This is a genomic window from Kribbella sp. VKM Ac-2568 (assembly GCF_004345365.1).
GTDB classification, from domain to species: domain Bacteria; phylum Actinomycetota; class Actinomycetes; order Propionibacteriales; family Kribbellaceae; genus Kribbella; species Kribbella orskensis.
On the sequence record NZ_SLVF01000008.1, the window covers coordinates 368,687 to 388,215 of the forward strand.

General features: G+C 68.3%; 16 protein-coding genes. 10 read left to right on the forward strand and 6 right to left on the reverse strand.

The window, feature by feature from the left end:
* Nucleotides 1–133 precede the first annotated feature (133 nt).
* The 3 genes from EV648_RS25005 to EV648_RS25015 all read left to right on the forward strand — a co-directional run bounded on the left by EV648_RS25005 (nucleotide 134) and on the right by EV648_RS25015 (nucleotide 2,406).
* The gene (locus EV648_RS25005) at nucleotides 134–937 is read left to right on the forward strand and encodes a GNAT family N-acetyltransferase (RefSeq protein WP_132296416.1); all 804 of its coding nucleotides are present in this window, start codon (nucleotides 134–136) and stop codon (nucleotides 935–937) included.
* Nucleotides 938–949: 12 nt separating this feature from the next.
* Complete coding sequence (locus tag EV648_RS25010; protein ID WP_132296419.1) at nucleotides 950–1,903, forward strand: LuxR C-terminal-related transcriptional regulator; 954 nt, start codon at nucleotides 950–952, stop codon at nucleotides 1,901–1,903.
* 113 nt (nucleotides 1,904–2,016) lie between these two features.
* Nucleotides 2,017–2,406 carry a YciI family protein gene (locus tag EV648_RS25015; RefSeq protein WP_132296422.1) on the forward strand — a complete coding sequence of 130 codons (390 nt, stop codon included), beginning with the start codon at nucleotides 2,017–2,019 and terminating at the stop codon, nucleotides 2,404–2,406.
* Between the two features lie 154 nt (nucleotides 2,407–2,560).
* On the opposite strand, the gene EV648_RS25020 is transcribed toward EV648_RS25015, so the two are convergent.
* On the reverse strand, nucleotides 2,561–3,346 hold the full coding sequence (locus EV648_RS25020) for an SGNH/GDSL hydrolase family protein (protein ID WP_199234798.1): 786 nt from the start codon (nucleotides 3,344–3,346) through the stop codon (nucleotides 2,561–2,563).
* 174 nt (nucleotides 3,347–3,520) lie between these two features.
* Between EV648_RS25020 and EV648_RS25025 the strand changes: the two genes are divergently transcribed.
* Together EV648_RS25025 and EV648_RS25030 are read left to right on the forward strand one after the other, a co-directional pair.
* Complete coding sequence (locus EV648_RS25025) at nucleotides 3,521–4,015, forward strand: DUF2231 domain-containing protein (RefSeq protein ID WP_132296428.1); 495 nt, start codon at nucleotides 3,521–3,523, stop codon at nucleotides 4,013–4,015.
* A gap of 107 nt (nucleotides 4,016–4,122) precedes the next feature.
* The gene (locus EV648_RS25030) at nucleotides 4,123–7,122 is read left to right on the forward strand and encodes a sacsin N-terminal ATP-binding-like domain-containing protein (protein ID WP_132296431.1); all 3,000 of its coding nucleotides are present in this window, start codon (nucleotides 4,123–4,125) and stop codon (nucleotides 7,120–7,122) included.
* A gap of 70 nt (nucleotides 7,123–7,192) precedes the next feature.
* Here the strand turns inward: EV648_RS25030 and EV648_RS25035 are convergent, their stop codons facing one another.
* From EV648_RS25035 to EV648_RS25050, 4 genes are read right to left on the reverse strand one after another with little or no spacing between them, the layout of a single operon-like run.
* Nucleotides 7,193–7,774, reverse strand: a complete 582-nt coding sequence (locus EV648_RS25035; RefSeq protein ID WP_132296434.1) for a carboxymuconolactone decarboxylase family protein — start codon at nucleotides 7,772–7,774, stop codon at nucleotides 7,193–7,195.
* The gene (locus EV648_RS25040) at nucleotides 7,774–8,577 is read right to left on the reverse strand and encodes a class I SAM-dependent methyltransferase (protein ID WP_132296437.1); all 804 of its coding nucleotides are present in this window, start codon (nucleotides 8,575–8,577) and stop codon (nucleotides 7,774–7,776) included. The genes EV648_RS25035 and EV648_RS25040 overlap by 1 nt, the downstream gene beginning before the upstream one ends.
* 14 nt (nucleotides 8,578–8,591) lie before the next feature.
* Nucleotides 8,592–10,385 (reverse strand): BTAD domain-containing putative transcriptional regulator, encoded by a 1,794-nt coding sequence (locus EV648_RS25045; protein ID WP_132296440.1) that lies wholly within the window; start codon nucleotides 10,383–10,385, stop codon nucleotides 8,592–8,594.
* Nucleotides 10,386–10,420: 35 nt separating this feature from the next.
* Nucleotides 10,421–11,236 (reverse strand): class I SAM-dependent methyltransferase, encoded by an 816-nt coding sequence (locus tag EV648_RS25050; protein WP_132296443.1) that lies wholly within the window; start codon nucleotides 11,234–11,236, stop codon nucleotides 10,421–10,423.
* A gap of 397 nt (nucleotides 11,237–11,633) precedes the next feature.
* Between EV648_RS25050 and EV648_RS25055 the strand changes: the two genes are divergently transcribed.
* The 5 genes from EV648_RS25055 to EV648_RS25075 are packed head-to-tail and all read left to right on the forward strand — an operon-like array spanning nucleotide 11,634 to nucleotide 17,139.
* Complete coding sequence (locus EV648_RS25055; protein WP_132296446.1) at nucleotides 11,634–13,478, forward strand: ABC transporter substrate-binding protein; 1,845 nt, start codon at nucleotides 11,634–11,636, stop codon at nucleotides 13,476–13,478.
* Complete coding sequence (locus tag EV648_RS25060) at nucleotides 13,475–14,569, forward strand: ABC transporter permease (protein ID WP_132296449.1); 1,095 nt, start codon at nucleotides 13,475–13,477, stop codon at nucleotides 14,567–14,569. The genes EV648_RS25055 and EV648_RS25060 overlap by 4 nt, the downstream gene beginning before the upstream one ends.
* A gap of 5 nt (nucleotides 14,570–14,574) precedes the next feature.
* Complete coding sequence (locus tag EV648_RS25065) at nucleotides 14,575–15,450, forward strand: ABC transporter permease (RefSeq protein ID WP_132296452.1); 876 nt, start codon at nucleotides 14,575–14,577, stop codon at nucleotides 15,448–15,450.
* Complete coding sequence (locus EV648_RS25070; RefSeq protein WP_132296455.1) at nucleotides 15,443–16,258, forward strand: ABC transporter ATP-binding protein; 816 nt, start codon at nucleotides 15,443–15,445, stop codon at nucleotides 16,256–16,258. Before EV648_RS25065 ends, EV648_RS25070 begins: the two co-directional genes overlap by 8 nt.
* Nucleotides 16,255–17,139 (forward strand): ABC transporter ATP-binding protein, encoded by an 885-nt coding sequence (locus EV648_RS25075; RefSeq protein WP_132296458.1) that lies wholly within the window; start codon nucleotides 16,255–16,257, stop codon nucleotides 17,137–17,139. Before EV648_RS25070 ends, EV648_RS25075 begins: the two co-directional genes overlap by 4 nt.
* Before the next feature lie 112 nt (nucleotides 17,140–17,251).
* Here EV648_RS25075 and EV648_RS25080 read toward each other — a convergent pair whose 3' ends face one another.
* The gene (locus EV648_RS25080; RefSeq protein ID WP_132296461.1) at nucleotides 17,252–19,294 is read right to left on the reverse strand and encodes a phosphocholine-specific phospholipase C; all 2,043 of its coding nucleotides are present in this window, start codon (nucleotides 19,292–19,294) and stop codon (nucleotides 17,252–17,254) included.
* Nucleotides 19,295–19,529: the final 235 nt, after the last annotated feature.

Below are 19,529 nucleotides of genomic sequence, written 5' to 3' on the forward strand. Positions count from 1 at the left end.
TCCGTGGCTGGGGACCTGCCGTTCGACCGGCCGAGGCGTCACCCTTTGCGCGCTCTCCGGCGGAAGCTCCGCCGACGCGCAGTACCGGCGAGGCAGGGAGCGGGTAGCCCCCGGCTCGTGGCACAGTCCTCTGGTGACTGAACGAACGAGTGATGACCAAGTAGCTGTCCTGCTCGCGGCGTACGACGAGCAGCTCCGCGGCGGGAGTGAAGCCGCGGACGTGCCGACGAGTACCGATGGACCGCTGATCCGGGTCGAGTACCCGGGGCGCGGGTTCGTCAGCTATCGCTCCCTCGAGGGGATCGACGGCGCTGAGCTGGACGCGCTGATCGCCCGCCAGCGGGACTACTTCGCGGCCAAGGGCGAGCCCGTCGAGTGGAAGACGCGGGGGCACGACCAGCCGGCTGACCTGACCGAACGGCTGGTCGCGGCCGGCTTCGTGCCGGAGGAGCGGGAAACGGTCGTGATCGCGGAGAGCGCTCACGTCGTGGAGCGCCTGAGCGGCCGCGACTCCGTGGACGGCGTCACCATTCGCCGGACCACCGAGCGGGCCGACTTCGAGCGCATCGCCGCGATGGAGTCGACCGTCTGGAGCCAGAACTGGTCCTGGCTCGCCGACGACCTCGTACGCCGCCAGGCCACCGCGCTGACCGACGTCTTCGTGGCGGAGGCGGACGACGAGGTGGTCTCGGCCGCCTGGGCCGTCTACAAGAAGAACACCGACTTCACCGGGCTGTGGGGCGGGTCCACCCTCGCCGAGTGGCGAGGCAAGGGCATCTACAAGGCGCTCGTCGCGGTCCGCGCCGCCCGGGCCGTGGAACTCGGCTACAAGTACCTGCAGGTAGACGCGTCCGACGACAGTTCGCCGATCCTCCAGCGCCTGGGATTCGTCGCGGTCACCACGACTACGCCGTACGTTCACACGCCTGTTAGCTGATACACAGGTGCCATGCACCAACTCCGCGCGCTGGGGATTTCCGCCGAGGCCGAGGCGATCTACCTCGACCTGATGGCGCGCGGAGCGCTGAGTATCGACGAGGTCGCTGAGGGTGCGCCGGGGTCGGTGGACGGGCCGTTGGACGAGTTGGCCGCGGTCGCCCTGATCGAGCGGTCCGACGGCAAGGTGTTGCCGCAGCCTCCGCATCTCGCGATGGAAGCGCTCGCCCAGCGGCATACGAAAGAGGCCGATCTCGCCCGGGAGAGCGCTGCCTTGCTCTCCGAGCTGTGGACCGCCGGCATCGGGCAGCAGACGTACGTCGAGTTGCTGCCGTCGGCAGAGGCGGCGTGGTCGGTGCTCGGTAACGTCCAGGTCGATGCCCGTGAGCGGGTGCGGGCGATGACCGTGGGCAACCAGGCGTCGCCGCAGCACCGGATCGTGGACGGCCTGTTCGACGCCCTCGCCCGCGGCGTGACGTACGAGGTGATCTACGGGACCCAGGTGCTCCAGGATTCGGAGGCGCTGCGGAAGGTGCAGCTGTGCGTCGACGCGGGGGAGCAGGCGCGGGTCTTCCCGCAGGTGCCGCTCAACCTGACCCTCGTCGACGACCGCTGGGCCCTGGTCTCCGCGCGCACGACAGTCGGCGGGATCACCAGCACCGCCGCGATGGTGGTGCACCATTCGCCGTTCCTGACCGGTCTGGTCGGGGTGTTCGACGCGTTCTGGCGGATGGCGGTCCCGATCACCAGCGGGACCGAGCCGAGTGACGTGACGGGCGCGCCCTCGCTCGAGACGAAGCGGTTGCTGACCTACCTGAGCGCGGGGCTGACCGATGAGTCGATCGCCCGCGAGTTCGGAGTCAGCGAGCGGACCATCGCCCGCCGGATCAGCCGTCTGCAGGAGACCCTGGGCGCCCAGACCCGCTTCCAGCTCGGAGTACAGGCGTCTCGTCAGCAGTGGCTGTAGCTCGGATCTGGTGGTTGGGTGGGCCGTGTCGAGATCGGGAAGTCGGCTCCGACGTTGCTGATAGGCGACCCCGGTATGGAGTCGTAAACGACGGATCAGAAGGAGCGGGATCGATGAAGTACATGCTGCTCATGCACGCGAACAAGCAGGGCTGGGACGACATGCCGAAGACCTGGTCGCAGCAGGACCTCGAGGTGATGGTCAAGTACATGCACGAGCTGGACCAGGACCTGAGGGACTCCGGCGAGCTGGTCGAGACGCGCGGCCTCGCTGGGCCTGACCAGATGAAGACCCTGCAGGCCCAGGAGGATGGCGAGCCGATCATCACCGACGGTCCCTTCAGTGAGACCAAGGAGGTGCTGGCCGGCTACTGGGTCGTCGACGTCGCCTCCGAGGCGCGCGTGCTGGAGCTCGCCGAGCACATCTCCCGCACCCCCGGCCCCGGCGGCCTCCCGGTCAACCAGGCCGTGGAAATCCACCCCGAAGGCGTCGCCCCCGCCTAACCACTCGCCATCCCGGCGCCCCCACCTCGCCCTGCCACCCGTACGCCGGTGAGGCGGGCGGCGCCGTCGGGAGCAGCCGCCGACCCCACCCCGAAGCCCTCGGAGAGCGCTCTGGCGTCTCCAGACCGAGGACCCTCGGAGCACCCCATGGCGCCTACTCGGAGCGGAGCTTCTGGAGGATCAGGTCGGCGACGGCAGCCATTCCGGCCGCGTTCGGATGGTACGGCGCCGCGCCTGGGCGCAGGGCGAATCCGGTGGTCCAAGGCTCGGCCGAACCGATCGCGTGATCCCTGCTCGCAGCCGAAGCGGCGATCAGGTCTGCGCCGGTCTTCTCGGCAGCAGTCGCGAAGGCACCAGCAAGCCCGTCCGCGATGAAGCCGATGCTCGGGAGTTGCTCCTCGTTCAGCGGTACGTCGAGCCGCGGCCGGGTGGCGGGCCCGACCAGCGTCAGATAGTCGACCAGCAGGATCCGGCTCTGGGGAGCGCGTTCCTGGATCCTCGTCACGACCTCCGCCAGCGAGGCGGCAGCCGCGTCGTACTCCGACTGCGCCTTCAGGTAGCTGACTCGCGCCCGGATCCGGTTGGCGACGCGGCGGCCGAGCAGGGTGGCCGGCTTGGCGAGGGTGTTCATCATGCTGCCGCGCAGGAACGTGCCGATGTACTCGAGGTCGTTGCCCCCGGCAGTGATCGTGACCAGCCGGGTCTCGGGCCCGACCGCCTCGATCTGCGGAGCGGCCCTGTCCTGCGGCTCGGACAGCAGGTTCGCCGTCGTCGCGCCGGAGTACGTGACGTCCACCAACCTCAGGTCGAGCGCCTCGGCCACCAGATGCGCGTAGTTCCGCTCCGAACGCCCGGCGGCCTTGTCGACCAGCGGCTTGATGCCGGGACCCGCCGCGAACGAACTGCCCATCGCGACATAGAGGCTGCCAGGAGAGATCACCGAACAGAACCTATCCCGCCCCGCCACGATGAGCGAACGCCCCTCACAGCCGAACGACCCTGACAGGAACGGCACCTCCATACGTGGCGTTCGCGGTCGGACTGGCTCTCGGCGCCGAGCACGCTTCAGGGTGGGTACCGGGAGGCTGCGCGACAACTCACCGCAGGAGGAGCCATGGAGAGCAGAGCGAGGGCGGCCGGGCACAGCATCCACCCGGTCCTGATCGTCTATCCGCTGGGGCTGTTGACCACGGCGGTGGTGTTCGACATCTTGGGGCTGATCACAGACCGGCCCGGCTTCGCCGTCGCGGCGGCGTACACGATGGCCGCGGGGCTGATCGGCGGCGTGGTGGCCGGCGTGTTCGGACTGGTCGACTGGCTGGCAGTGCCGAAAGGGACGCGAGCCCGCCGGGTCGGGGCGCTGCACGGCCTGACGAACGTCGTGATGCTCTTGCTCTTCACCGTCAGCTGGTTCGTTCGCAACGGCCACGACGACTGGGAACCGGGGTGGCTGGCCGTCGTGCTCGGCTTGGTCGGGGTGCTGCTCAGCGGCATCGCCGGCTGGCTGGGCGGTGAGATGGTCGAGCGGCTGGCGATCGGCGTGCACGAGGGTGCCCACCCCAACGCACCCAGCTCCCTGAGCGGCTGGCCGGCGAGCGCCCCCAAGTGACCGTGCCCGCGGCTGACCGGCCTCGTCGCTGAGGCGCATCGCGGACCGGCGGACCGGCCCCGGTGGCCCCTCGTCAGCTCACCGGGCTGGGGCGGCATACTCGCGGGGTGACTGACGTGTTCGGGAGTGGTGGGATTCGGGAGCGGGTGCTGGCCGGGTGGGTGGCGGCGCCTGTTCGGTTCCGGGAGGATGCCAACGCCGAGGAGGATCTGGCGCTCGGTGGGTATCTGGACCGGGTGGTGGTCGAGCTCGCCCAGAACGCGGCGGATGCGGCCGCGAGGGCCGGGGTGCCCGGGCGGGTGAGGTTCTCGTTCCGGGACGGGACGCTCGTCGTCGCGAACACCGGTACGCCGTTGTCGGCCGAGGGGGTCGAGTCGCTGGCCACGTTGCGGGCGTCGGCCAAGCGGGACGATGCGGAGAGCGCTGTCGGGCGGTTCGGGGTCGGGTTCTCGGCCGTGCTGGCGGTGACCGACGAGCCGGTGATCCTGTCCCGCTCCGGTGGTGTCCGGTTCTCACGGGCCGACACCGCAGCCGCTGTCGCCGAAGCCGGTCGGCAGTCACCTGGCCTCGAGACGGAACTCCGCCGTCGAGACGGCCAAGTACCCGTACTGCGCCTCCCGTTCACGGCGGAAGGTGAACCGCCGGAGGGCTACGACACCGCGGTGATCCTGCCGCTGCGCGATGAGGCGGCCGCGGAGCTGGTCCGGCGGTTGCTCGACGAGGCGGATGACGCGCTGTTGCTGGCACTGCCCGATCTCGACAGGATCGAGATCGAGGTGGACGGCTCGGTGCGCGTTCTCACGGACGCGGAGTCGCGGTGGTACGTGCAGCGGGCCGCCGGCATCCTCGACGAGAACGACAGAGAGCGCTTGCTCGCGGACCGCCCGACCGAGGAACGCTCCCGGCCCTTCTGGTCGGTGCTCTGGGCGCTGCCGCGGGACGCCGACACTCAACCGCCGCGGACTGTCCACGCGCCGACGCCGACCGATGAACCGTTGTCCCTGCCGGCGTTGCTGTTGGCAACTTTCCCGCTCGACCCCTCGCGCCGGCACGTCGCCCAGGGACCGTTGACCGACCGGCTCGTGCAGGAGGCGGCGTCCGCCTATGCCGAGCTCCTGCGCACCCGCGCGGAAGATGGCGCCGACGTCCTCCCGCTGGTCCCCACCGGCCTCGCCGCGGGTGCACTCGACCGGGCTCTCCGCGAGCTGATCCTGACCGAGCTCCCCGGTACTCCGCTGCTGCCCGCGGTCGAAGACGGCACGCTGCTCAGGCCTCGCGATGCGGTGGTGGTCGAGGGCTCCGACGATGCGTTCAACACCGTTCTCGCCCCGATCGTCGGCGGCCTGATCAGGTCGGCCCGCCAAGATCGGACCGCCCTGGACGCATTGGCTGTTCGCCGTCTCGACCTCGCAGACCTGGTAGATCAGCTCGGCGCGGCGGCAGAAGCGGAATCGCCGGAGTGGTGGCGCGAGGTCTATGCCGCGATCTCCGCCATGGTCACGGACCCCCTGCTTCGTGAGTCTCTCGGCACCCTGCCCGTCCCGTTGGCCGACGGCCGGCTCGTCCGCGGAGTCCGTGGCCTGCTCCTGCCGGGCCACGAACTGCCCGCCGGAGTACTGGCGACGTTCGGCCAGTACGGCGTACGCGTCGTGCATCCCGATGCGGTGCACCCGTCGCTGGAGAGGCTTGGAGCGCTCTCCGTGTCTCCGCGGGCGTTGCTCGAGGACAGCGCGGTACGCACCGCGGTCGAGCATTCCGGCGAGGCCGACGACCCCGACGCGATCGCCGAGGCCGTCCTGGCCGTGGTCGCCGCCGATCCTTCCCAGGTAGACGGCTTGTGGTGGCTCAACGACCTCGTACTGCGGGACGCCGACGGCGAGCTGGTCCCGGCGAACGCGCTGGTGATTCCCGGGTCGGACGCTGAGGCCGTGCTCGACGACGAGGAGGTTGCGCCGATCGATCGCGCGATCGTCGAGCGGTTCGGGATCCCCGCGGTCGAGGCTGTCGGAGTACTGCGCTCGCTGGGAACGGTGTCGGCGTCCGACGTCGCGCTCGACGAGTTGCCGGAGGCAATGGCGGATCTGGACGGGATCCAGGACTGGGCGTACGACGTGGCGCCGGACGGGTCACGGTTCGGCGCGACCGTGGGGGAGGTGGCGGCGGTTCGCGACCTCGACTGGATCGTGGACGACGCCTGGCCGCGAGTGCTCGAGATCCTCGGCTCGTCCCCGGAACTGCGTCGCGCTCTGGTCGAACCGGTGCGCGTGGTCGGCCCGGACGACCGACCGCACGGCGCTCCGTCATACACGGCCTGGTGGATCAGAGAGCGCGTTCTGCTGCCGGACGGTGAACCGCTGGCCGGCCGGGCGGATCCCGAGGCCGACCCTGTGCTCGCGAACTTCCTCGACCGGGCGCCGGAGTGGAGCGCACGGCTGGACCCCGCCGTGCGCACGGCGGTGGGTCTCGTCAAGGTGGTCGGCGACCTCGAGTCCGCAGGGGTCGGGCTGCTGCTCGACCGGCTCGCGGATCCGGAGCGGGTGGTCGAGGAGAGCGCGCTCTTGCGTCTCTGGGGTCAACTCGGCTCGCTGACGGCCTACCCCGCGCAGACTCCGGAGCGAGTCCGCGTGCTCGGCGCCGGGGGTGCGACCCGCGTGGTGGCAGCAAGTGGTGCGGTGGTCGCGGATGCGCCGATGTGGTTGCAGCGTGAGGATCTGGGCGGATTCGTGGTCGCTTCCGGGGTGGTCGCCGACGGGCTGAGCGACCTGCTCGACGTGCCGATGGCGCAGGAAGTTGCCGCAGGCAAGATCGATGGCGAGGGGACCGCGGCCGACATACCGGACATCGTGCGTGAACTGGTGCCTGAGGTCCCGGACGTCTGGTGGGAGCATGAGGAGCTGACCGTCGACGGCGCCGAGGTCTCCTGGTGGGTCGATGAGGAAGGCGAACCGCACGCCGCGACCTTCAACGGACTGGCGAAGGCGCTGGCCTGGTCTGCCGGCCGCTGGGACCAGCGCCACGCGATCCTTGCCATCCTCAACGATCCTGGCCGCGCCTCCGAACTCCGCATCGACGCCACCTTCGACCACCCGGCCACGCCGCCTGACTGAACCCGCCTGCCTGAACCGCCTGAACCGCCTCACTGAACCGCCTGACCGGCCCCCGAGCCAGGCGGAAGGGTCAGTCGGCGAGCGGCCGGCCGTAGGTGATCGCCTTGAGGACCGCGGGCGGAGCGACAGTCCTGTACTCCGCGTCCGGTCGCGCGCCGAGGGCGTCGTTCACAGTGGACAACGCGATCCGCAGCGCCACGAAGGCGGTGATCGCGAAGATCTGCCGATCCGTCCATCCGGTTTCACCGAGCGCACGAACGTCCGGCGCCGAGGTGGTGTTGGGATCACGAGCTACCTTCCTGGCCCACTCGGCGAGCGCGTGTTCGGCGGGGGACAGACCGGAGTCGTCCCCGCGGAGGACACCGGCCGCCAGGTCCTCATCGGCCACCCGCGCGAGCTTGGTGCCCCAGGCAACGGAGCAGTACGAGTCGCCCAGCGCCGAAGCGCACGCGGCGACAAGAATCCCGCGCTGGCGATAGCTCAAACCATGCTCGTGGACCAACTGGCCCAGAAGCTCGAAAATCCCCTCATACACTGCCGGCTGATAGGCCCACAACCTCGACGCGTTCATCACGAAACCCACCTCCTCGCGGTCATGCGCGAAGATCGCCTCGGACCTGGCGGTCGGCTCCGGCCAGTCGATCAGACTCATCACCCAGCCGCCTTCCGTGCCAGATACGCCGTCACCGCGAGCTCGGCCCGCAGCGGCAGCCCGTCGCGCACCCGCTCCTGGGCCTGAGCAACCGCTCTCTGCAGGAACTCGGCCTCTCCCACGTTCTGGATCGCCTCGTACGCCGGCCCGGTGGACGCCAGCGCGCGTGCATAGTGCACGGGATCGGCGAACTCCCAGGCGAACGGCAGGCTGACCCGCTCCACCTCCACGAATCCGAACCGCGGGAGCAACTCCTCCCCGACACCAGGCCGCCCGAGGGACACCATGTTCGCCTGGTTCTGCACCTTCGCCGTCGACGCGAGCCGGAACGGCTGCAGTGCCCACACCCCAGGGGCCTTCTTGAGATGTCCCCAGACACTCAGTCCGACGCGGCCACCCGGTGCCAGCACGCGGTGGATTTCGGCCAGCGCGGCGGGCGTCGTACCCCAGACTCCGCGGAAGCTGGTGACGACGTCGAAGCTGCCGTCGTCCCAGGGCAGCGCGTGCATGTCGCCCACCCGCACGTCGGAGACAGGGTTCCGGTCCTTGGCAATGGCAACAAGTCGTGGAGCCGCGTCGATGCCCGCGCAGCGAGCACCCCGAGCCCGAGCGAGTTCGATCGAAAGCCCTGCCCCACAAGCGATATCGAGCAGTCTGTCACCGTCGGTGACGCCGAGCCGGTGGTGCAGAGCGACGTACTCGCGGCAGTTCGCGGGCTCGCTCAAAGTCGCGAAGTCGACTGCCCGACGGCCCCAGCCCTCGTCGACCAGCGTCCACGCCGCCGCAGCGGTACTGGTGGTCATGGTGTCTCCCAAGATCAATGAAGTAGTGCGGTGAGGGCGGGATTGTCGATGCCGGCGGCAAGGAGCCGGGCGGACCCGGCGGCCTGCTCGTCGCCGAGTCGGGCCTGGTGCAACTTGGCCCGGACCACGAGCTCCCGCATGTCGCAACGTGCAGCCAGGGCAGCCAGCTGAGTCACCAGCGGCTTGGCCCGTACGTCGTCGTCGCGATCCAGCGCGGTCGTGATCGCCGCATCGAGCACGTGCGCGTGGATCCACTGGTAGCGGTCGGGTTCGCGGCTGGACCGGCTGGCTGCCTGGTCGAGCCACTCGGTGGCGCCCGCGTGATCGCCGCGGCCGGCGCTGAGCATGCCGAGCCCGCGGCCCGCCATACCTTCCCAGCAAGGGTCATTGAGCTGGCAGCCCAGCACCCACGCCTGCTCGAATCCGTCGACCGCGGCGTCGACATCACCCCCCACGAGGTCGAGCTCGGCCTTGAGTGCTTGCGGCCATGGCAGGAAGGCGATCCAGCGTTCTTGCCGGACGAGATCGAGCGACTCCCGGACGATCAGGTTCGCCTGGCTGTGCTCGGCCCGGAGCAGGTATGCCCGCCCAAGCAACGACAGGGACCACGCTTGCTGGCGGCGATCCCCGCATCCACCGGCGAGCTCGGCTGACTCGGCGAGCTCCTCGAGTGCGGCCGGATAATCCCCGACGTCCGAAGAGTTCATCCCTTGTACTCCGAGGATCGCCGCCTGCTCCTCATCCGTCTCGGCCAGCGCCTGGGCCTTCGCCAGCCACGTGGCCGCAGTACCGCGTCGTCCGGCCTGGACCTCCACGAAGCCCAGTTCGCGATGAGCGGTCACCGAGGTGACCCGGTCACCTGCCTGGTCGGCGACCAGGATCGCTTCGTGCAGGACGATTGCGCCCTCTTCGTCATGACCGCGGATCGCGTGCACGAGAGCACCGCCGAGAGCGGCGAGAGCGCGACCTCGGAGCACGGTGTCGCGGCAGTGATCAGCCTCGGCGACCGCTCTCCGCAGACACTGGACTCCGGCGTCGACCGCACCCGCCACGATCGCCGCCCGGCCTGCCTCCAACTGGCTTGCCGCAGCGGCTCGGCCACTCAGCGGCGGACCCGATAGCGAGCCCGGTCCGACTGCCGAAGCCTCTTTGAGAGTGGCAGAAGCAGAGACCCCGAGCTCTCGTCGGAACAGGTCCTCGCAGACCGCGATCTGCCGCAGCGCGCCCTGCCGATTGCCTGAGATCGCGAGGCTCCGGACGAGCAGTTCGTGGTTGCCCTGCTCGAGCGGATTGATCGCCACCGCCTTCGACGCATAGGGAATCGCGTCCTTCGCGTGCCCGGAGGCCACCAGAGAGACCGCCGTCTCCCGCAGCCGTGCCTCGATCGCGGCAGAGAGCCGCTGCCGCTCCACCAGCAACCACGAGGCGAATTCGGGGCACGAGGCAACTTCTACCCCTTCGAGAAGTTCCCCGCCGAATTTCAGCAGCGGCTCCGGATCGGCAGACTCCGCGGTGACCAGCAAGACGTCCACGCTCGTCCGCCCGTCGAGTGTCGTGACGACAGGATCCCCGGTCAGGACGTCATGCGCGTCCATCGCGCGCCGAAGCTCGGCCAGCGTCCAGCGCAACGCCCCCAACGGATCGTCCGCGTCCGCGAACAGCAACTCGGCCAGCTTCTTGCGGCTCGGCGGGCGATCCGTCAGCAGTAGGTAGGCGAGCAGGGCCCAGGCCTTGCGGCCGCGGGGCGGACGAACCGGACTGCCGGCATGCTCGATCGTCGGCGGTCCCAGCAGCCGGATCGTCCCCATTGTCACCCTCCCCCTGGAGATCTCAGTGTGACCTGTCAGTGCCTGATGCCGACAGCTTCGAGGTACTCCGCGCGGGCGGCGACCGTGCCGTCATCGGCCTTGTTGAACGCGCGCGGCACCTCGGCGAGATCGGCCGCGAACTTCGCGAGGTCGTCGCCGGACAAGGTGCCCGCGAGCTTGGTGATCGGGCCGTAGAACTGCCGGAACCATTCGGAGAAGTGGTCGAGAGAGCGGTACCTGAAGACGTACTCGCGCTTGGTCAGGCCGACCCACTCGACCCGGTCGCCGAACAGCGCGGCCAGGTGCTCCTCGGTTCCCCACAGCGTGGCGGGCTGGACGCCCGCCGGCGGCGGCGCCCACTTGGACACCGTCTTGAACAGCTGGCCGACCATCCCGGCCGGCGTCCAGCTGGCCAGCGCGATCTTGCCGCCCGGCGCGGTGACCCGGACCAGCTCGTCCGCGGCCTGCTGGTGGTTCGGCGCGAACATCACTCCGACCGTGCTGAGCACCAGGTCGAACTCCTTGTCGGGCACCGGCAGCTGCTCGGCGTCGCCCTCGAGGAACGTGACCGGCAGCTGCTCGGCAGCCGCCCGCTCACGGCCCTGAGCGAGCAGGTTGGCCGCATAGTCGACACCCGTCGCGTCGGCGAAGCGACGCGCGGCGGCCATCGCGGCGTTGCCCTGACCGCAGGCGACGTCCAGGACCTTCTGGTCCGCGCGGACGTCGGCGGCCTCGACCAGCAGCTCGGCGATGATCTGCAGCGTGTTGCCGACCCGGGGATAGTCCCCGGTCTCCCATCCGGCGCGTTGCTTGTCCTTGATGGCCTTGAAATCGACAGCCGTGCTCGTCATGCGTTTCCCCCTACCGATGTTGGTGCGTTCCCCAGCAACGCCACCGCCCCTTGCGGCGTTGGCTCGATCAAACCAGCCGGGCGTGTGATCGGCCGTGTGACGGGAGCGGCGAATCCTTGGTCACAGAGAGCAAGGCAGCGTTGTCAGGGGTTGATATATCGACTGACCAGCGGGTTAGGCACCCGCATTGCAACGTTGGAGCCAAAGTCTTGCCAACGTTGTCATCGCTACTTATAGTCCGAGGAACATTCCGGGCTGTAGTCAGCGCCCAGGAGCAAGGGAAATGGAGGTGGCTTCCATCACACAGGTCGGCGCGCGAGGAAGCGCCGGGTGAGGGCGCGAGAGCGCCGAGTGAGGAGAGTCCCGCGGGGGACTCGGAACCGAAGGGATCCACATCGTGACCGATGCGCCGCGCCCACAGTTCGAAGACGTAGCAGACGTCGTCCGCCACCAGCTGAGCCGCCCGTTGAGCAGGCGCCTGGTGGTCGGTGGCGGAACAGCCGGCCTGGCCGCCTTCCTGGCCGCCTGTTCCGGTAACGGAGGGTCGTACTCCGACAAGCCCGCCGACAAACCCGCCGCGACCAAGTCGATCCAGATCGGCAAGGCCAACATCCCGGTCCCACGGGACCAGTCGGTCATCGTCGGCCAGGTCGAGTACACGGTCTTCGACAGTTTCAACGGGATGATCCCGAACGGCACGCCAGGCGGCGCCGGGGTGGAGCTGAGCACCGAGCCGATGTTCTTCCTCAGCTTCGCCACGGGCAAGCTGACGCCGTGGCTGGCGACGGAGTACAAGTACAACGACAGCCACACCGAGCTGACCATGAAGTTCGACCCGAAGGCGCACTGGAACGACGGCCGGCCGCTGGGCGCGAACGACTTCAGGTTCACCATCATGCTGCTGAAGGATCGTCCCGACCTGTTCGGCGGCGGCGGTGACTTGAAGGAGTTCGTGAAGGACGTCGAGGTGACGGACGACAACACCGCGGTGGTCAAGCTGCTCAAGCCGACGCCGCGGCTGCACTACAACTTCATCGCCGCGATCGCCGGCGCGCCGATCAACCTCATGCCCGAGCACGTGTGGAAGTCGCAGGACCCGACCAAGTACAAGGACAACCCGCCGGTCCGGTCCGGACCGTACAAGCTGAAGCAGGCGATCCGGAACCAGAAGATGTTCATCTGGGAGAAGGACCCGAACTACTGGAACAAGGACAAGCTCGACGTCAAGCCGCAGTACGTGGTCTTCCAGAGCACGTCGAAGCAGCTCGACCAGGCGTCGCTGGCGTTCGAGCGGGCCGAGTTCGACGTCGGCTCGGTCGACGAGCAGCACGCCAAGCAGTTGCGCAACACCGGGTACCCGAATCTGGTCACGACCCAGTTCCACGACCCAAACCCGCGGGTGATGTGGCTGAACTGCGACCCGGCCCGGGGCGTGGTCTCGGAGCCGAAGATGCGCTCGGCGATCAACTACTGCCTGGACCGGGAGAAGATCGGCAAGTCGATCTGGCCGATCCAGGTGCCGCCGGCCCAGTACCCGTGGGCGGACTACCCGACCAACGACAAGTGGAAGAACGACGAGCTGGCGAACAAGTACAAGTTCGAGTTCAACCTGGACAAGGCGACCGAGCTGCTCGACGAGATCGCGCCGAAGAACGCCGCCGGCAAGCGCGCGTACAAGGGCAAGGAGGTCAACCTCGAGATCATCACGGTCTCGCCGGTCGACGGACCCGAGTACGCGATGGCGAACGTGCTGAAGTCGGACCTCGCAAAGGTCGGCGTACCGGCCACCCTGCGCAGCCTGGCCGGCAGCGTGCACGACGAGAAGTTCCAGCGCGGTGAGTACGACATCGACTCGAACTGGGCCGGCTTCGCGATCGACCCCGAGCAACTGTACTCCGACTGGGAGAGCAGCAAGGCGCAGCCGATCGGCAAGAACGCCGCCCAGAAGAACAAGATGCGGTTCCGGAACGCCGAGTTCGACGCGGTGTCGTCGAAGCTGGCTCAGCTCGACCCGGAGTCGCCGGAGGCCAAGCCGCTGCTCGACAAGGCACTGGAGATCTACTACCAGCAGCTGCCGTTGCTGCCGGTGATCCAGACCGGCTACCCGTCGTACTTCAACACGGCGTTCTGGACCGGCTGGCCGACCGACGACGATCTCTACGAAGTGCCGCTGAACTGGTGGCCGCATTTCATCTTCGTGCTCGGCAGGATCAAGGCCACCGGGCAGAAAGGACCGGCGTGACGACGGAAGCGCCGCCGGTCGTTGCTGTCGACAGGCCGCAGGACTCCGCACCCACGACGGGGGTGCGGGCCTGGCTGTCGCGGCATCCGCTCGCGGCGTACGCGATCCGCCGGTTCGGGCTCTACCTGGTCGAGCTGTGGGGCGCGCTCACCATCGCGTTCTTCTTCTTCCGGCTGATGCCGGGTGATCCGATCCAGACCCTGATCCAGACCCTGCAGCAGAACTACATCTACAACCAGCAGGCCAGTGCGGAGATCATCGCCCGGTACCAGCACGAGTTCGGCCTCGACGGCAACTTCTTCTCCCAGTACCTCAAGTACATGGAGAAGCTGGTCCTGCACGGCGACCTGGGGCCGTCGCTGATCAACTACCCGACGCCGGCCCAGGATGTGATCCTGCGGGCATTGCCCTGGACCATCGGCCTGCTCGGGATCTCCGCCGTCCTGGCCTGGGTGTTCGGCATCATCATCGGCGCGGTCGCGGGCTGGCGGCGCGGCAAGCTCGGATCGTCGGTCGCGACCAACCTGTCCATCGCGCTCTCGCACGTGCCGTACTTCTTCATCGCGCTGATCCTGGTCTATGTCTTCGCGTACTCACTCGGGATGCTCCCGGCCCGATCGGCGTACGACTCCCGGATCGAGCCGGGACTCAGCCCGGACTTCATCGGCAGCGTGCTGAAGTACGGCCTGTTGCCGGGGTTGTCGATCGTGATCATCGGGACGTTCAGCTGGATCCTGTCCACCCGGATGCTGATGGTGCCGGTGCTCGGCGAGGACTACCTGGTGTACGCCGAGGCCAAGGGCCTGAAGGGATGGCGGATCCTGACCCGCTACGCGCTGCGGAACTGCTACCTGCCGCAGATCACCGCGTTCGGCATCTCGCTCGGCTTCATCTTCAACGGCAACGTGCTGGTCGAGCAGCTGTTCAACTATCCGGGTCTCGGGACGACGCTCGTCACGGCGATCCAGCAGCTCGACTTCAACACGATCCTCGGGGTGACGAATATCGCGATCTTCTCGGTGCTGACCGCGGTCCTGATCCTCGACCTCCTGCTCCCGTTGCTTGACCCTCGCGTCAAGTACTGGAAGTGATCGCGATGAGATTTCTGGAAGCGGTTCTGCGAACGGTCCGGCACAGCCGGCGGCTGGCGACCGGACTGGTGATCCTCGGGCTGATGGTGCTGCTGGCCTTGCTCAGTCCGTTGATCGTGAAGGCGATCGGTGGCAGCACCGATCCGCTCGAGCTGGCGGCGTACGAACGCTGGCTGGTGCCGGGGCCGGGCCATCTGCTCGGCACCGACCAGTTCGGCCGGGACGTGTTCGCGATGGTGATCAGCGCACTCGCGGTGTCGCTGCAGATCGGGGCGATCGCGGGTCTCATCTCAACCGTCGTCGGTGTGATCGTGGCGTTCGTGGCCGGGTACAAGGGCGGCTGGATCGACGGGCTGCTGTCGACGTTCACCGGGATCCTGCTGGTGATCCCGACGTTCCCGTTGCTGATCGCGCTGTCGGCGTACGCGAAGAATGTCAGTCTGTTCCAGGTCGGCGTGATGATCTCGATCTTCTCCTGGCCGTTCGCGGCCAAGACGATCCGCTCGCAGGTGCTCAGCCTGCGCTCGCGGCCGTACGTCGACCTGGCCCGGGTGAGCAAGGCCCGGGACCTGGAGATCATCGGTACCGAGTTGCTGCCGAACCTGCTGCCGTTCATCGGCGTCGGGTTCGCCTCGTCGGCGCTCGGCGCGATCTTCGGGCTGGTCGGGCTGGAGGTGATCGGTCTCGGCCCCGGCGGCGTGATCGACCTCGGGCAGATCATCTTCAACGCGATCAACACCGGCGCCCTGACGCTCGGTGCCTGGCCGATGTTCGTCGTCCCGATCGCGTTGCTGACGCTGCTGTTCGCCGCGCTCAACATGATCAACATCGGGTTGGAAGAGGTCTACAACCCACGGCTGAGAGGAGTGGCCGGTGAGTGAGCAGGCCGTTCTGGAGGTGTCCGGCCTCGAGGTGACGTATTCGACCAACCGGGGCGACGTGCGCGCGGTGCAAGGTCTCGACCTGTCCGTACGCCGGGGCGAGATCCTCGGAGTCGCGGGGGAGTCGGGGAGCGGCAAGAGCACGCTCGCCGTCGCGCTGCTCAGGTTGCTCAAGCCACCGGGCAAGGTGACCGCCGGCTCTGCGATCTTCCACCCGAAGGGCAGATCGCCGGTCGACCTGCTGAAGGTGGAGGGCGAGGAGCTCCGGGTACTGCGGTGGAGCGCTCTCTCCTATCTGCCGCAGGGATCGCAGAGCTCGCTCAACCCGGTGATGCGGGTCGAGGACCAGTTCAGGGACGTCATCCTGGAGCATGCGCCGCAACGCAAGGAAGCGCTCTCCGAGCTGATCCACCGGTTGCTCGCGCAGGTCGGGCTGGAGCCTCGGGTGACCCGGATGCACCCGCACGAGTTGTCGGGCGGGATGAAGCAGCGCGTGCTGATGGCGATCTGCGTCGCGCTCGAACCCGACCTGGTGATCGCAGACGAGCCGACCACCGCGCTGGACGTGACGATCCAGCGGGTGATCCTGCAGAGCCTCGCGGACCTACGGGACGACTTCGGCGTCACGTTGATGGTCATCTCGCACGACATGGGGGTGCACGCGCAACTGGCCGACCGGGTCGCGGTGATGTACGAGGGCCGGCTGGTCGAGGTGGGCGACGTGCACCAGGTCTTCAAGGACCCGCGGCACGAGTACACCCGGCAGTTGATCGAGTCGATCCCGCGGGTCGGAAGGAGAGCGTCATGACCGACAAGGTGATCGAACTCCGGGGCGTCCAGCAACGGTTCCACGCTCGCGGTACCCCGGACGGCTACCTGACCGCGGTCCAGGACGCCAGCTTCACGCTGGCGGCCGATCCGCCGCAGGTGGTCAGCCTCGTCGGTCAGAGCGGCAGCGGGAAGAGCACTATCGCCCGCAACGTCCTGGGCCTGCAGAAGCCGACGGCCGGCACGGTGACGTATGGCGGCAAGGACATCTTCAACCTGTCCCGCGCCGAGTACGACGAGTACCGCAAGAACGTGCAGCCCGTCTTCCAGGACCCGTACTCGATCTTCAACCCGTTCTACCGGGTCGACCGGGTGCTCTGGAAGGCGGTGAAGAAGTTCTCCCTCGCGTCCACCCGGGAGGCGGGGGAGGCGTTGATCGAGGAATCGCTCAAGGCGGTCAGCCTGGATCCGGGTCGCGTGCTCGGCAGGTATCCGCACCAGTTGTCCGGCGGGCAGCGGCAGCGGATCATGCTCGCCCGGATCCACATGCTGCGCCCGGCGTTCGTGATCGCCGACGAACCGGTCTCGATGCTGGACGCCCAGATCCGCAAGATGTTCCTCGACATCCTGCTGGACTTCCAGCGGGAGCACCGGATGACGACCCTGTTCATCACCCACGACCTGTCGACCGTGTACTACCTGGGCGGCCAGGTGATGGTGATCACCAAGGGCGTGATCGTCGAACGCGGCCCGGTCTCGTCGGTGATGCACGAACCCAGTCACCCCTACACCCGGCTGTTGCTCGACTCCATCCCCCAACCCGACCCCGCCAACCGCTGGACCACCCGCATCAAGGTCGACGAGTCACCCGACGCCGACACGACCGCGGCCGAGGCGCCGGAACCACGGCCGCTGCTCTAGGCGGACGCCCAGGCCATCAATCGCACGACAGCCGGCCCCATGGCCGGCTGGCCGAGCGCCTGCGCGGCGGTGCGGGGCGTCAATTGATGGGCCGGAGGTCCGGCCCCCCCGGTCAGTCCGTGATGATGGCGGGGTCGCTGAGGCCGGGGTCGCCGGTCTCGACGTGGCCGGCGAGCCTTCTGAGGAGGGCGTCGGCGGTGACGACCACGTCGTACCAGCGGCGGCTGTGGGCGAGGTCGACCGTGTACTTCGCGTGGCTGCCGGCCCGGAGCTTGAGGGTCTTGGGCTTGCCGCCGTAGGTGTTCGTGATGGTGACCGTGGCGATGGCGTCGCCGTTGTTGGTGATCGTCAGGTCGAGGTCACCGCTGCGGGCGTTGTGCTTGGCGGCCACCTCGAGACCGGCGACGGGCTTGCCGTGGAAGGTCCGGAGGAATCCGTTCGGGCCGTGCACGGTCAGTTCGTACAGGCCGCCGGAGTGCGCGGTGTTCCAGGTGTCGGCGATCGACTTGCCGGCCTCGGTCGTGTAGGTCCAGGGGCCGTCGGAGCGGTTCCCGGAGGTGACCAGGAACTGCCCGCCGGCCGCCGTACCGGACCGGAACGTCAGGCTGAACTTGCCGCCGGCAACCACCGCGCCGTCCACGGTCGGTGCGTAGGGCAACGGCCTGGTACGCCGCGCGCCGCGCTCCTGGCCCGGCACGCTCCCGACCGCAGGCGGCGTCGGCCGGTAGTCCGGGTGCCGCTCGTTGTCCGGCGGCTCGTAGGCAGACGTGTCGGGCAAGCGGTCGGGCCGGTTGTCCTCGTGGCTGAAGTCGAAGGCCGACGTCAGGTCGCCGCAGACCGCCCGGCGCCAGGGCGAGATGTTCGGCTCGTGCACGCCGAACCGGCGCTCCATGAACCGGATGATCGAGGTGTGGTCGAAGACCTCGGAGCAGGTGTAACCACCCGTGCTCCACGGCGAGACCACGAGCATCGGCACGCGCGGACCGAGGCCGTACGGCCCGGCGGCGTACCGCGGGCCACCCGGGTAGAGGTCGGGGGCGACGTCGGTGGTGGACAGTCCCTGCGCCGCCGACGACGGCGGGTACGGCGGTACGACGTGGTCGAAGAAGCCGTCGTTCTCGTCGTAGGTGATGAAGAAGGCGGTCTTGCTCCAGACGTCCGGGTCGGCCGTCAGCGCGTCGAGCACCTGCGAGATGTACCAGGCGCCGTAGTTCGACGGGAAGTTCGAGTGCTCGGTGAACGCCTCGGGCGCCGCGATCCAGGAGATCTGCGGGAGGTTGCCGCTCTTGACGTCCGCGCGGAGGTGGTCGAAGAGGCCGTCACCGGCCTTCGCGTTCGTGCCGGTGCGGGACTTGTCGTACAGGGGATTGCCGGGGGAGGCGTTGCGGTACTGGTTGAAGTACAGCAAGGAGTTGTCGCCGTAGTTGCCCCGGTATGCGTCCTCGATCCAGCCCCAGCTCCCGTCGGCGTTCAGGCCGTCGCCGATGTCCTGGTAGATCTTCCACGACACCCCGGCCTGCTCGAGCCGCTCCGGGTAGGTGGTCCAGCCATAGCCGAGTTCGTCGTTGCCGAGTACCGGGCCGCCGCCCGTGCCGTCGTTGCCGGTGTACCCGGTCCACATGTAGTACCGGTTCGGATCGGTGGCGCCGATGAAGGAGCAGTGGTACGAGTCGCAGATGGTGAACTTGTCGGCCAGCGCGTAGTGGAAGGGGATGTCGTCCCGGGTCAGGTACGCCATCGTCGGCGCCGTCTTGGCCGGCACCCACTGGTCGTACTTGCCGTTGTTGATCGCTTGGTGGCCGTCCGGCCAGCTGTGCGCGAGGCCCTGCAGGAACTGCATGCCGAGATCGTCGGCCTCGGGGTGGAAGGGCAGAACCTCCTTGCCGCCGCCGGTCTGGTGGAAGACCGACTTGCCGCTCGGCAGCGTCACCGGCCGCGGGTCACCGAACCCACGGACGCCCTTGAGCGAGCCGAAGTAGTGGTCGAAGGACCGGTTCTCCTGCATCAGCACGACGATGTGCTCGACGTCCTTGATGGTGCCGTGCCGGCGATGGGCCGGGATCGCGGCGGCCTGCTCGATGCTGTTCGACATCGCTGCGAAGGCCGCGGTACCACCGGCCAGCTGGAGAAACCTCCGGCGATTGAGCTCTGGCATGACTGGGTCTCCTCATCGGGGCGGACGGGTGGAGCGTTCAACACCAGCGCTGCATCGCAGGCACCCTAACCGGAACACCCGATGGACGGAATATGAAGTTTCATGTTCACTACCCCCAGCTTCCAAGCTGTATTGCGCGAGGTTGTCCCAATCGTCCTCAGCCGGAGGCGACCGTGTGTTGTCGGCGTCCGGCATCTTCGGCACACTCGAAAGGGGGTCGCCGGTGGTCCGGCGA

Excerpts from the sequence above, each read along its gene's own strand:
- EV648_RS25010 (WP_132296419.1), top strand. The coding sequence starts at position 950 with ATGCACCAACTCCGCGCGCTGGGGATTTCCGCCGAGGCCGAGGCGATC.
- EV648_RS25015 (WP_132296422.1), top strand. The coding sequence starts at position 2,017 with ATGAAGTACATGCTGCTCATGCACGCGAACAAGCAGGGCTGGGACGAC.
- EV648_RS25025 (WP_132296428.1), top strand. The coding sequence starts at position 3,521 with ATGGAGAGCAGAGCGAGGGCGGCCGGGCACAGCATCCACCCGGTCCTG.
- EV648_RS25035 (WP_132296434.1), bottom strand. The coding sequence starts at position 7,774 with ATGAGTCTGATCGACTGGCCGGAGCCGACCGCCAGGTCCGAGGCGATC.
- EV648_RS25040 (WP_132296437.1), bottom strand. The coding sequence starts at position 8,577 with ATGACCACCAGTACCGCTGCGGCGGCGTGGACGCTGGTCGACGAGGGC.
- EV648_RS25045 (WP_132296440.1), bottom strand. The coding sequence starts at position 10,385 with ATGGGGACGATCCGGCTGCTGGGACCGCCGACGATCGAGCATGCCGGC.
- EV648_RS25050 (WP_132296443.1), bottom strand. The coding sequence starts at position 11,236 with ATGACGAGCACGGCTGTCGATTTCAAGGCCATCAAGGACAAGCAACGC.
- EV648_RS25065 (WP_132296452.1), top strand. The coding sequence starts at position 14,575 with ATGAGATTTCTGGAAGCGGTTCTGCGAACGGTCCGGCACAGCCGGCGG.
- EV648_RS25075 (WP_132296458.1), top strand. The coding sequence starts at position 16,255 with ATGACCGACAAGGTGATCGAACTCCGGGGCGTCCAGCAACGGTTCCAC.
- EV648_RS25080 (WP_132296461.1), bottom strand. The coding sequence starts at position 19,294 with ATGCCAGAGCTCAATCGCCGGAGGTTTCTCCAGCTGGCCGGTGGTACC.